This is a genomic window from Oscillibacter sp. (assembly GCF_032018205.1).
Lineage (GTDB): Bacteria > Bacillota > Clostridia > Oscillospirales > Oscillospiraceae > Oscillibacter.
On sequence record NZ_DALZOY010000014.1, the window covers coordinates 14,598 to 26,688 of the forward strand.

Annotated in this window: 13 protein-coding genes; 3 read left to right on the forward strand and 10 right to left on the reverse strand. The window is 56.0% G+C overall.

What is annotated here, in order from left to right:
• Positions 1-51: 51 nt before the first annotated feature.
• Together spoVAD and spoVAE are read left to right on the forward strand one after the other, a co-directional pair.
• Positions 52-1,068, forward strand: a complete 1,017-nt coding sequence (gene spoVAD, locus RTU96_RS11230) for a stage V sporulation protein AD (RefSeq protein ID WP_312614136.1) — start codon at positions 52-54, stop codon at positions 1,066-1,068.
• Positions 1,069-1,159: 91 nt separating this feature from the next.
• Positions 1,160-1,516: a stage V sporulation protein AE gene (gene spoVAE / locus RTU96_RS11235; protein ID WP_294856792.1), complete on the forward strand. Its 357-nt coding sequence runs from the start codon at positions 1,160-1,162 to the stop codon at positions 1,514-1,516.
• 56 nt (positions 1,517-1,572) lie between these two features.
• Here spoVAE and RTU96_RS11240 read toward each other — a convergent pair whose 3' ends face one another.
• The 3 genes from RTU96_RS11240 to RTU96_RS11250 form a co-directional block, all read right to left on the reverse strand.
• Complete coding sequence (locus tag RTU96_RS11240; protein WP_312636714.1) at positions 1,573-1,998, reverse strand: CD1247 N-terminal domain-containing protein; 426 nt, start codon at positions 1,996-1,998, stop codon at positions 1,573-1,575.
• Positions 1,999-2,076: 78 nt separating this feature from the next.
• The gene (gene efp / locus RTU96_RS11245; RefSeq protein WP_294856797.1) at positions 2,077-2,646 is read right to left on the reverse strand and encodes an elongation factor P; all 570 of its coding nucleotides are present in this window, start codon (positions 2,644-2,646) and stop codon (positions 2,077-2,079) included.
• Between the two features lie 142 nt (positions 2,647-2,788).
• Positions 2,789-3,313: an HAD family hydrolase gene (locus tag RTU96_RS11250; RefSeq protein ID WP_312636715.1), complete on the reverse strand. Its 525-nt coding sequence runs from the start codon at positions 3,311-3,313 to the stop codon at positions 2,789-2,791.
• A gap of 94 nt (positions 3,314-3,407) precedes the next feature.
• Between RTU96_RS11250 and RTU96_RS11255 the strand changes: the two genes are divergently transcribed.
• Positions 3,408-4,175 carry a hypothetical protein gene (locus RTU96_RS11255; RefSeq protein ID WP_312636716.1) on the forward strand — a complete coding sequence of 256 codons (768 nt, stop codon included), beginning with the start codon at positions 3,408-3,410 and terminating at the stop codon, positions 4,173-4,175.
• 80 nt (positions 4,176-4,255) lie between these two features.
• Here the strand turns inward: RTU96_RS11255 and rpsU are convergent, their stop codons facing one another.
• From rpsU to RTU96_RS11290, 7 genes are all read right to left on the reverse strand, one after another.
• Positions 4,256-4,441, reverse strand: coding sequence for a 30S ribosomal protein S21 (gene rpsU, locus RTU96_RS11260; RefSeq protein ID WP_040659605.1), 186 nt, complete (start codon positions 4,439-4,441; stop codon positions 4,256-4,258).
• Positions 4,442-4,614: 173 nt separating this feature from the next.
• Positions 4,615-4,899 carry a TIGR03905 family TSCPD domain-containing protein gene (locus tag RTU96_RS11265; protein WP_312636717.1) on the reverse strand — a complete coding sequence of 95 codons (285 nt, stop codon included), beginning with the start codon at positions 4,897-4,899 and terminating at the stop codon, positions 4,615-4,617.
• Between the two features lie 86 nt (positions 4,900-4,985).
• Positions 4,986-5,693: a sporulation transcription factor Spo0A gene (gene spo0A, locus RTU96_RS11270; RefSeq protein ID WP_312636718.1), complete on the reverse strand. Its 708-nt coding sequence runs from the start codon at positions 5,691-5,693 to the stop codon at positions 4,986-4,988.
• A gap of 302 nt (positions 5,694-5,995) precedes the next feature.
• On the reverse strand, positions 5,996-8,029 hold the full coding sequence (locus RTU96_RS11275) for a methyl-accepting chemotaxis protein (protein ID WP_312636719.1): 2,034 nt from the start codon (positions 8,027-8,029) through the stop codon (positions 5,996-5,998).
• 506 nt (positions 8,030-8,535) lie between these two features.
• Positions 8,536-9,579, reverse strand: a complete 1,044-nt coding sequence (gene spoIVB / locus RTU96_RS11280; RefSeq protein WP_312636720.1) for a SpoIVB peptidase — start codon at positions 9,577-9,579, stop codon at positions 8,536-8,538.
• 410 nt (positions 9,580-9,989) lie between these two features.
• The gene (gene ftsZ, locus RTU96_RS11285) at positions 9,990-11,174 is read right to left on the reverse strand and encodes a cell division protein FtsZ (protein WP_312636721.1); all 1,185 of its coding nucleotides are present in this window, start codon (positions 11,172-11,174) and stop codon (positions 9,990-9,992) included.
• Between the two features lie 146 nt (positions 11,175-11,320).
• A complete protein-coding gene (locus RTU96_RS11290; RefSeq protein ID WP_312636722.1) occupies positions 11,321-12,085 on the reverse strand; it encodes an FtsQ-type POTRA domain-containing protein in 765 nt (254 codons plus the stop codon).
• Positions 12,086-12,091 lie beyond the last annotated feature (6 nt).

The following is a 12,091-nucleotide window of genomic DNA, read 5'->3' on the forward strand; positions in this document are numbered from 1 at the left end:
TTCTCCAAATGGGGCAACCTATGGAAAATCATCACAAGGCGGTGTTTTTTTATGAGCAAAAAACGCGTTGGACGGCGGACCGTCCGGCTGGATTCTCCCCCGTCCATTCTCTCCTTTGCCGCCACCGGCGGAAAGCTGGAAAAGCAGGGACCGCTGGCGGCCTGCTTTGACGAGCTATGCGAGGACTCGTTTCTGGGGGAAAAGACCTGGGAAAAGGCAGAGTCCCGGATGCAGCAAAAAACGGTGCAGACAGCGCTGGATAAGGCAAAGCTGCACGCAGGCGATTTGGACTATATTTTTGCCGGAGACCTTTTAAATCAGTGCATCGGCACCTCCTTTGGCCTGCGGGAGTTTGAAATTCCCTTTTTCGGGCTGTACGGCGCCTGCTCCACCATGGGAGAATCTCTCGCCATGGCGGCCATGAGCATCGACGGCGGCTTTGCCGAGCGGGCCGCTGCCGTCACCTCCTCCCATTTCTGCACGGCGGAGAGGCAGTACCGTATGCCGGTTCCATACGGAAATCAGCGTTCCCCCACCGCGCAGTGGACCGCCACCGCGTCCGGCTGCTGCATTCTGGGCCGGGAGGGAGAGGGTCCCTTTGTCACCCACGTCACCTGCGGCAAAATCGTGGACAAGGGCGTAACCGATGTGAACAACATGGGCGCGGCCATGGCCCCCGCGGCCTACGACACCATCTCCGCCTTTTTCAAGGATACAAAGACAAAGCCCTCGGACTTTGACCTAATCCTTACCGGCGACTTGGGCGAGCTGGGCCACAGCATCGTCCGCGGCTTCTTCCAACGGGACGGCGTGGATATGAGCAAAAACTATCTCGACTGCGGAATGCTGCTCTATGACCGGGAAAAGCAGGATATGCACGCCGGAGCCTCCGGCTGCGGCTGCTCGGCGGCGGTGCTGTGCGGGTATCTTCTGCCGGGACTGCGGGCCGGAAAGTGGCGGCGGATTCTCTTTGCGCCCACCGGAGCGCTGCTCTCCCCCACCTCCAGCTTTCAGGGGGAGTCCATCCCCGGCGTGTGCCACGCGGTGTGTATCTGCACGGAGCGCTAGGCGGGTCTTTTCCTTCCCTGCCGCCCGCCTTTCGCATAATTCGGGCAAACATGGAAAAGCTGGGAGAGAAAAACTCGGTTTGGAGGTTTTTATGGACTATCTGAAAGCATTCATCTGCGGCGGCATTCTCTGCGCCGTCGGGCAAATTCTCATTGACAAAACCAAGCTTACCCCTGCCCGCATTCTCACCGGCTATGTGGTGGCGGGCGTGCTGCTGGGGGCGGTGGGCGTTTATAAGCCCATTGCCGACTGGGGCGGAGCCGGGGCCACAGTGCCCCTTACCGGCTTTGGCTTTTCTTTGGCCAAAGGCGTTGAAAAAGCAGTGGCGGAGCAGGGCTGGCTGGGGGTGTTTACCGGCGGACTCACCGCCACGGCGGGAGGCATTGCCGCGGCCGTGATCTTCGCCACGCTGATGGCATTGCTGTTTCGCCCCGGAGACAAGCGGTAACTATAAAAAAGCGGCGACTCCTGAAGGAGCCGCCGCTTTTACGCTTGTGAAATCGCTTAGTCCTCGTGATCCTCGCCGCAGTCGCATTCCTCGATGTCGGTGAGATCAAATTCCAGTTTCTCCCCGCAGTTGGGGCAGACCACTTCGCCCTCTTCCAGAATGGACTCGTCGAAGTAGACCGTCTCCTCACAGGTGGGGCAGGTGGTGGCGTAGCAGTCCTCGGAATCGTCGTCGTCTTCGTCGTCATCCTCAAACTCGTCGTCCTCGTAGACGATCTCCTCCACGTCCTCCAGGTCGTCGCTGACAGCGTCCAGGCCCTCAGAGATTTCGATAATCTGGTCCTGATGGTCCTGAAGCTCCAAGGCCACATCGTCCAGAATATCAATGATCATGGTGATCAGCTTGCCCTCCTTGGATTCGGTGTCCAGGCCCAGGCCCTCGGCCAGCCCCTTCAGATAAGCGACTCTCTCGGTAATTTCCATCGTGTACACGCTCCTTTCTTCCTGCTTCGTTTTTTGTTTTATAGAGGAATCCTCCTCTTGATTCAGGCGCGTCCTCTTTTAGTCCTTGCTGCGGGAGAGATACTCGCCTGTCCGGGTGTCAATGTTAATTTTGTCTCCGGTGCTGATGAACAGAGGCACCTTGATCTCCGCGCCGGTTTCCACAGTGGCGGGCTTGGTCACGTTGGTGGCGGTGTCGCCCTTCAGTCCCGGCTCCGTCTCGGTGACCACCAGGTCCATAAAGTTGGGGACCTCCACGGAGAATACGCTGCCCTTGTAGCTCAGCAGCTTGCACACCGTGTTCTCCTTCACAAAGCGGAAGCCGTCGCCCAGCACGTCCCGGTTCAGGGGAACCGTGTCATAAGTTTCGGGGTCCATGAAGTAGTACAGGTCGCCGTCCTGATAGCTGTACTCCGCGTCCTTGCGCTCCACAAACGCCTGCTCAAACTTGGCAGTGGGGTTAAAGGAAGTCTCGGTGACGCCGCCGGTCACCACATTTCTCATCTTGGTGCGCACAAACGCCGCGCCCTTTCCGGGCTTGACGTGCTGGAACTCCACCACAGTCATGATCTTGCCGTCCATTTCGAAGGTGACACCGTTGCGGAAATCACCGGCAGTAATCGTAGGCATAGTTTTTCCTCCTTACAAATCTACGAGAAAACGACCCGTCAGGAGGACATTTTCTCTGCTTTCCAAATTTACAAAATAACCTAGGATATTTTACCCCAGATACGGGATGAATGCAAGGGCTTTCCCTCTGATTCGTGGAAATTCAGAAGAATTTTTTATCAATTTCCCGCAATTTGCGGCAACAAATGGCCTTAAAGGGGACCTGAAGTGCGTGAAGCACCTTCTGCCAGAGCGTCACGGCTCCGCCCACGGGCTCCACCGTCAGCGCCAAAACTCCCGCCCGCTTGGCGGCCAGGCAATCGGTTAAAAGCTTGTCGCCCAGCATGGCGGTGTGGGCCAACCTGCCCCCCGCTTTCTCTATGGCGGCCAGAATCCCCCGGGGAGACGGCTTTCCCGCCCTGCCCTGATAAGGCACGCCCAGCTCGTCGCAAAATTCCGTCACCCGGCTTCCGGAGCGGTTGTTGGACACGATCACAAACCCGATGCCCGCATCCTTTAGTCCGGCAATATAGTCTTTAAGCGCCCTATCCGGGCGGCGTGTCCTTTTCTCTGCCAGCGTGAAATCCAAATCGCTCAGCAGCAGCGTCACGCCCAGCTCCCTCAGCAAATCGGGCGTTACCTCGTCATAGCGCGCAAACAGCCTGTCCGGCACCAGGGAAAAAGGCATATTCAGTCTTCCCCCTTCATAGCATTTTACGAATTGATTTATCAATATCCTTAGTATACCAATTTTTTTCAAAGCACACAAGGGGGGTCTTGGCTTGCAGGTCTATCTTGCCGTCACGCCGCAGCAGCTTCGGGAGGCGTCCCGCTTCACCCGGCACTTTGTCCATATGGCCTATCGCATCGGACCGGAGTCCGCCCTGCTGCGCCAGAACCTGCTGGTGCAGACCAAGGGCGGTCTGCTGGGCCTCAGCGACCACGACGCGCCCACGGTGGAGGAGCCGGAAAAGTTAGCCGCCGCCGCTGTGCGGGAGTGCTCCCGGCGGAGCTACGGCGGTGTGGTGCTGGATTTCGAGGCACCACATCCCAGAGGCGATCTGCTGTTGCTGGCAGGAGCCATGGGAAAGCTTTTCCAAAAAAACCGGCTGACGCTCTACGTACCGGAGTCCTATGCCTCCGCCGCGCCCACAGCGATTGTGCCGATCTGCACGGCCCTGTCGGGCGGCAATCTGACCCAGCGGCTGCGGGATGCCGCTTCCACCTGTGGCACAGGGCGGCTGGCTCTTGATTTAGAGCGGCTGATGATGGACTTCCCTCTTCCTTGTCCCTCTGGTGAGGGCCGCCCCCTGCGGCGGGAGGAACTGGCGGAGCTGATGGAGCGGGAGCAGCCATCCGTGTTTTTCTCCCCGGACCTGTGCGCCCGGTACTTCACCTATACCTGCCGGGGCGAAACCCATTTCATTCTGTTCGACGATGGAGACACGCTGCTGCAAAAGCTGCGCATTGGCCAAAACTTAGGCGCTCAGGCGGCATTTTTCCAATATCCCGAGGTCAGTGACCTTTTGGGGAAGCTGTTTGGGAAATAATCCTTTTTAAGCAGGCGGCGCTCCAAGGCGTCAAAAAAGCGCCGTGGAGGTTTCCACGGCGCTTTTCATCAAAACGAGAATTAATAGAAGCGCTTGTTCTTATTCTTCCGAGCTGCCTCAGACTTCTTGCGGCGCTTGACGCTGGGGCTCTCGTAGTGCTCTCTCTTACGAACCTCCGCGAGAACGCCCGCCTTAGCGCAGCTGCGCTTAAAACGCTTCAGGGCGCTGTCGATGTTCTCGCCCTCTTTGATATGAATTTCAGACATTTATATTTCCCTCCCTCCAGAATGCCGGGAAACCCACAGCACTTAAGGGCCATTATATTATGGCTTTAACGAAATCATTATAACGGTTGATTCGCGGCTTGTCAAGAGAATTTTCTGAAAAGCGACAAGACGCGAAAAAGCGGCCCGCCCCGCAAAACAGGGCGGGCCGCTTTTTATGATTTTTCCAATTCTTCCAAATTTGCCGCCTGCCGGTCCAGTTCCCGCTCCAGCGCAATTGCCACCTGGTCGGGGCAGGAGGTGGACTTCATCCCGCAGTGGATGCCCTTGAGCCGACCGACAGCCTCCCGTGCGTCCATCCCCCTCAGAAGCGCCGCGATGCCCTGCAAATTGCCGCTGCAGCCGCCCACAACCTCCAGCTCCTCAATCACATTTTCCTCATTGAGCCGGAAATGCATCTCTTGAGAGCAAGTACCCCGGGGGTGAAATGTAAATGTCATGTTCCGCTTCCTTTCCGCTTTTGATACCTTCGGAAAGGATACCATATTGCCGCACCCGCGTCAAGCAGGCGGGCGGTGGAAACCCATTATCCCGCGCTTCCTCCGAAATTGCGTCCCTCCAGCACCAGCCGGTCGGCAATCATGGCGATGAACTCGCTGTTGGTGGGCTTGCCCTTGGTGTTGGAAACGGTGTAGCCGAAAAACTTTTGCAGCGTCTCCAAATCGCCCCGGTCCCATGCCACCTCAATGGCATGGCGAATGGCACGCTCCACGCGGGAGGGTGAGGTGGAAAAACGCCGGGCCACCTCCGGGTAGAGAACTTTTGTCACAGCGTTGATCACGTCCATGTCGTCCACCGCGATTAAAATGGCCTCCCGCAGGTACTGATACCCCTTGATGTGGGCGGGGACGCCGATCTCGTGAATGATATCCGTGACCATGTTCTTTAAACTTTTTGTATGGGATACCGGTTGAACAGGCCGGCAGACAGAGCGCATCCGCTCCATCAGTGCGCCGTTTTCAAAAGGTTTCGGCATAAAAAATGCCGCGCCTTTTTCCAGAGCCTCTCCCACCACCTGTTCCGTAAAAAAGGAGGAGATCATCATTGTTCGCGTCGGAATCTCTTCTCTACGAAGCTGTTCCAGCACGCCGAAGCCGTCCAGCTCCGGAAGCACCACGTCCAGCAGCAGTAAATCCGGAAGCTGCTCTCGCACCTGCCGAAGCGCATTTTTCCCGTCGCCTACGCCGGCGACCACCGTGAATTCTCCCGTCTGTTCGATTGTTTCCCTTAACATCGCGCGGTAGCTCTCATTGGCGTCGGCTATAACTACTTTCCTGCAGATCTCCATAACGCAACCTGTCCTCCATCTCTTCATTGAAATTTCTTCCGGTTTCCCAAAAGTTCGGATTGGGTTTTCTATAATTTACCATAAACGGACAGTCTTTGCAAGACGGAATTGTAAATAATTGGCATTTTTTATTCGACCCGTTATGCATCTGTCGCGGTAAATTCGGCAGGAACATTTCAAATCCGTTTGTCTTTCAGCATATTTCGAAGAAAAAGGCCATCACCTCGACGAAAGCCGTGTCGGAAATATCAGCAGGAAACATCCGCGCTCTGGGAATTGGGCGCGGAATCCCGCTCTCCGGGGGCGCGATTCTGCCGCAGCTTAAACCCGGCCAGCAGGCCCTTCAGCAAGGCAGACTGCTCCGACATCTCCTGACTGGCGGCAGCGCTCTCCTCCGCTGTGGCGGCATTGGTCTGGACCACCGACGAAATCTGCCCCACACCCTGATTGATCTGGACAATCGCCATGGCCTGCTCCTGCGAGGCGGCGGCGATTTTGTCAATCAGATCAACAGCCTCGGCCGTCTCTCTGGCGCTGGCCTCCATTGCCTTCGCGGTAACGTCCGCAGTCCTGCTTCCGTTTTCCACTGCCGCCAGCGTCTGTTCAATGAGTGCAGTGGTGTCCTTGGCGGCCACGGCCGATTTCCCGGCCAGATTGCGCACCTCGTCCGCCACCACGGCAAAGCCCTTGCCGTGCTGCCCAGCACGGGCGGCCTCCACCGCCGCGTTCAGCGCCAGAATATTGGTCTGGAAGGAAATGTCCTCAATGATCTTGATAATCTTCATAATCTCGGAGGACTTGAAGGAAATCTCGCCCATGGCAGCAACCATTTCCTGCATGTGGTCGTTGCTGCTGTGCAGCTCCCGTCCCGCAAACTCCGCCTTCTCTTGTGCCAGTCTGGCATTTTCCGCGTTTTGCCGAATCTGCCCGGTGACCTCCTCGATGGAGGCGGAAAGCTGCTCCACGGCGCTGGCCTGCTCCGTCGCGCCTCTTGAAAGGGCCTGCGCACCGATGGAAACCTGCTCCGCATCGCCGTCCACAAAATCCGCGGACTGATGAATTTGCAGCAGCGTGCCGTCCAGATTGTCCAGCATGGCCTGAAGATTGTCCTTAATTTTTTTGAACTGTCCCGCGTATTCTCTTTGAAGCGCAACCGTCAGATCGCCACCGGCCACACAGGACAGCACGTCGGAAATTTCATCAATATAGCCCTGATAATTGACCAGTCTTTGAATGGTGAGCTGGAATGCATCGGAAAGGCGGCCCATCTCATCCTTGGACTTGACCGAAAGTTGAACGTCGAAATTTCCGTCCGCAATCTGCTGCGCGGCCTTTGTGATGGACTTGATAGGCTTTGCGATTGAGCCGCTGATCAACCATGTGACAACCGCGCCTATCGCCGCCATCACCACGCACAGCAGCACCAGCATCTGCGTGAGGACATGCGTCCGCTCAATCACCTCGTTCGTTTCCAGCGTCATCGCCAGAATCCAGGGACTGCCCTCGATGGGGGTGAATTCCACCAGCTTTTCCTTGCCGTTGTATGTATATTCGCCGCCGCCCTTCTGGCGCGTGGTCATCTGCTGCGTGAGTGCGCCCAAGGCTTCAAGCGCGGGGTCGGTTTTTCCATTCTCAATGTCGTTATCTTGCCGAAGCACAAGGTCGGTATTTTTGTGGGCCACCTTGACGCCCTCGTTATTGACGATGTATCCGTATCCGGTGTTTTTATAAGTGACATTTTCGCAGATTTTGCTGAGAGTCATTCCGTCTCTTCTGCCGTACAAAACACCGATAATCTGGCCGTTTTCATACACCGGGGCGGCATATACCAGCACTGGCTTTCCATCCAGCTTGCTAAACATCAAATCAGAAGCAGTGGGGGTTCCCTGAATAGCCGACTGGAAAAAGGGACGGTCGGACACGTCGTTTGTCTCCCGGCTGCTATTCAGGATGACAGCCTTGCCGGTTTTATCCGCGAAACCAAAGAGAATATACCCCGAGCGCTTGGCCTCGGCCTCGAAATACGTTATCTTTTCGTCCAGAGTGGCCGCGCTGTCGGTGATTGCGGGAACCTGCGCCAGCCCGTCCATATACAAAAGCTGCGCACTGTTCTCGGAGGAAATATACTGGGCCTGCGCCTGTGCGATAGCCCCCAGATCCTCTCGCGCGTCGGAAAGCAGATCCTTGCTGACTACATAAATTGCAGCGGCTCCCAATGCGGCTGTAACCAGCAGGATGATGAGGGTGAATGTTGCCACCAGTCTGAGCTTGATCGATTTCATGAATACCTCTCCACTACTTTAAACTTTTAAATTTGTACCCGCTGCTTTTAAAATTTTTACCGCCTGCGCGCCGAAAAAATTCTTGAAACAAGCGCCTTTGGGTGATTATATCATATGTCGAAACAAATGGAAACAAATTGTTTCTTGTAAAAAAATATCCAATTTTGTTCTTTCTTTTATTGCTGTCATACTCCGCACTTAGGCGGTCTTTTATTATCTTAAGCATGTCAAAAGGAGCTCCCGGATTGTACATCCGGGAGCTTCTCTTGCTGTTAAAGACACTTGAGTTGGCGTGCGGCATTGGCATCCACGGCTCTTGCCGCTTACCTCCATTTTTAGCTGAATGCTAGTCCTTCTTCGTGATTTATTTTTTTCAAAAATCGGATCTCATTCTTGGTTTTCTTTTGCGAACAATCAGGGTTGGGGAGCAAAATTTAAAATATTTGGCATTTTTATTTTTCCGGTTATGCAGATACTACGAGAAAGTCGACAGATTTTTTTGATTATTACGTGTTTTCCAGCATATTTCGTATCAATAGCCCATAACCCCGGGTGGGATCGCCCAGCAAAACATGGGTCACGGCGCCTGCCAGTCGTCCGTCCTGAAGAATGGGCGAGCCGCTCATTCCCTGCACGATGCCGCCGGTTTTTTCCAAAAGCTCGGGGTCCGTCACCGTAATGAGCAGATTTCGGCCCGCAGGATCAGTGCTGAGAATTTTTGTGATTTCGATTTCATATTCCTTGACTGTGTCTCCGTCCACATTTGCAAGAATCGTGGCTTTTCCTGTGTGAACCTGATCATTTTCCGCCACAGGCAGTGCCTTGTCCCCCAGACGCTCCATCAGCTCCTGATCCGTCAGGGTCCCAAACACGCCGTTGGAGGTATTTGCGTAAAGGTCGCCGGTATCCACCGTCATGTCAAAATTTCCCTTCAACTCTCCCGCCGCGCCCGTTTCGCCCCGCTTTACCGTTTTCACGGTGGAGGGCAGAATCGAGCCGGAAGAAAAGGGCATCAGGGCGGCGGTGTCCACGTCCGTAACGCCGTGGCCCAGCGCGCCGAAGGTGTTGCTCTCGGGGTCGTAAAAGGTCATGGTGCCGATTCCGGCCATGCTGTCCCGAATCCATGCGCCAATGGCGAATTTTCCGTCTCCGTCATTGTCGTCCGCGGTGACGCTTAAATCCAGCAGCTTTGTTCCCCGGCGGACCTCCAGCTTCGCACTTTCCCCCGCAGCATCTTGCAGCAGAGATTGAAACTGCTCCGTGGAGGTAATTTGGTTTCCGGCGCACTGGACAATAACGTCGCCTGCTGTGAGACCGCAGGCTTTGGCGGGTGTGTTTCCCTCCGCCAGCTTCACCACCAGAACGCCCCTTGAAAACAATTTGATACCAACAGTGTGTCCCACGGGGACCAACGTCCGGGCGGAGGAAAGGTCCGCTGCGGCCACCGGGATCATCAGCGTGGACGCCAGAAGCATAGCCGCCAGCCCCAGCGCCGCCCCGCCCGCGCGGCCGCTTTTTGAATTTTTTGTTTTCTCAGCCGTTTCATCCATTGAATCGCCCCTTTCTGAAAGCCCGGCGCGTGCCGGGCTTTCAGAAAAGAAGCCGGCGTTCTCTCTCTTTATTTCTTTTCTTTTTCGCCGGCATGCTTACTGTTTGCAAACCGGCAGATTTCTGCCGTTGAAAATACCGGCGGTACTGCCATGGAAACTGCTCCCTGCGCCGTGCCTCAGCGGTTTCTGAAAATATCCTCTGCAAAGTTATGCGTTTTCCCTAAAATTTGCTAATTTTTTCACAAGTCAGTGAGTAAAAAATCCGCCAAAAGGCCCTTTGAGAACCTTCTGGCGGATTTAAGTAAATTTGTGTCTTTCTGGCCCGGCATATACTTCGCCCCCGCATGGGTATGCGATCCTGCGCAGGTTTCTTTAAACGAAGGGTTGTCCGACCCGCCGAGATCGGCGTGTCAGTCGTCCCGCTTGCTGAAAATCTTAAAGATGTCTTCGAAAGGATCGTCCTCCGGCTCCTGAGGCTTGGGATCGTCCACAGTGCTCAGAGGCTGGGGCGCCTCTGCCATGATTTGCTGCGCCGCAGGGGCAGACTCTACCGGGACCACGGGCGCCTCCACGGAGGGGGCCGCAAAGGCTGCGGACGGAGCAACAGGGGCCGCCTGCCGCGCGGGGGACTCAGCGGCAACCTTTTCAAAGCCGGTGGCAATGACGGTCACTCGGATTTCATCCTCAAGGTTTTCGTCAAACTGCGCGCCGAAAATGGTGATGGCGTCCATATTGACAGCCTCCTGCACCAGCGTGGCAGCCTGCTCCACCTCCTCCAGTCCAATGTCCATGGAACCGGTGACATTGATGAGTACGCCGTGGGCCCCTGCGATAGAAGTTTCCAACAGGGGACTGGAAATCGCCATTCTGGCGGCCTCCTCGGCCTTGCCCTTGCCCGCTGCGCGGCCAACGCCCATGTGGGCCAGACCCGCGCCCTTCATAATGGTGGTCACGTCGGCAAAATCCAGGTTGATAAACCCGGTATCCCGAATCAAATCGGAAATAGACTGCACCGCCTGACGCAGCACATCATCCGCGATTTCAAAGGCGTTGGCAAATGTAATTTTCTGGTCTGTTGCGTGCTTGAGCCGCTCGTTGGGGATGATGACCAGAGAGTCCACCTTGTCCTTCAGCTCCGAGATGCCCTTTTCCGCCTGCTGCATCCGGCGGCGGCCCTCAAAGCCAAAGGGCTTGGTCACCACCGCCACGGTGAGAATTTCCAGTTCCTTGGCGATCTCCGCCACAATGGGCGCGCCGCCTGTGCCGGTGCCGCCGCCCATTCCGGCAGTGATGAACACCATGTCCGTATCCTCCAGAGCCTTGGCAATCTGGCTGCGGCTCTCTTCGGCGGACTTGCGGCCCACCTCCGGGTCCGAACCCGCGCCCTGCCCATGGGTCAGTTTTTCACCGATCTGAATTTTATAGGTAGCGCTGGACACGTTCAGCGCCTGCTTGTCCGTATTGATGGCCACAAAGTCCACACCCTTGGTGCCGGAACGGACCATGCGGTTAACCACGTTATTTCCGCCGCCGCCGACGCCGATCACCTTGATGTTTACCACGGCGTCCGGGCCGGTTTCCAATCCAAATGCCATAAAGCTGCCTCCTGCTGTCGTTCGTATCGGGAGGAATCTCCTCCTTGCCTGTGTAAATTGGCACGCATAGCCCTATTCTTACTAATAATAAGACACTTTGCGCTCCGGGTCAAGTCTTCCGGCAGTTTTTCCGGCAGTTTTTCCAATCAGTCCTTGATGAACACGTTTTGACCGCCGTCACCCGTCATGCGGAGGACGCCCGTCTCGTTGGATTCAATTCTGCCGCTGTCAAGAATTGCCCGCAGGGTGCGGAGCTTATAGGAGTAATCCGCACCGTAGGGCAGTTCCACACGGAACCGTTCCATATACTCCATGGTCAGCACCGCCGCGTCATCCAGCCGGATGGAGTCCACCTCCTCCATCATCTCCTGCTCGTCCAGCGCGCCCATCAGCGCCAGCAGGCTCTCCTGCTGCGTCAGGCGCTCTGTGGGCATCTGAATGAAGGTGGCCACGGCGGGAGAAAGCAGCTCGCAGCCCTCGATTTTCGCAAAGTCGGCGGCGGCTCCTACCGCCCGCTGCTCCACAATTTTGCCCTCGGGGCTCACAAGCCACGTATATCCCTCCTGCACCACCGCCAGCGCCGCGTCGCTCTCCGTCACATCAATTGCCAACGTATCGGGCAGGACCCGATTGATGCGCACCAGCGCGATATAGGGCAGCTTCCTCTGAAGATCCTTTGCAATGGCGTATTTATTCAGAAGCAGCAAATTGTCGCCTGTGTTCAGTCCGGAGGCCTCGATAATCTCCGCTTCGGAATAGCGGCTTTCACCGGTGACGGCAATGGTATTTACTCGGAAAAACAGCGTCAGTGCCACCACAATCACGACGCAGATGGCCAAAACGGACAGCAGCTTATAGAGGAGTCCGAATCTCCCCCTTCGCTTTCTGTTGTAATTTCTTCGTCTGGCCATCTGCTG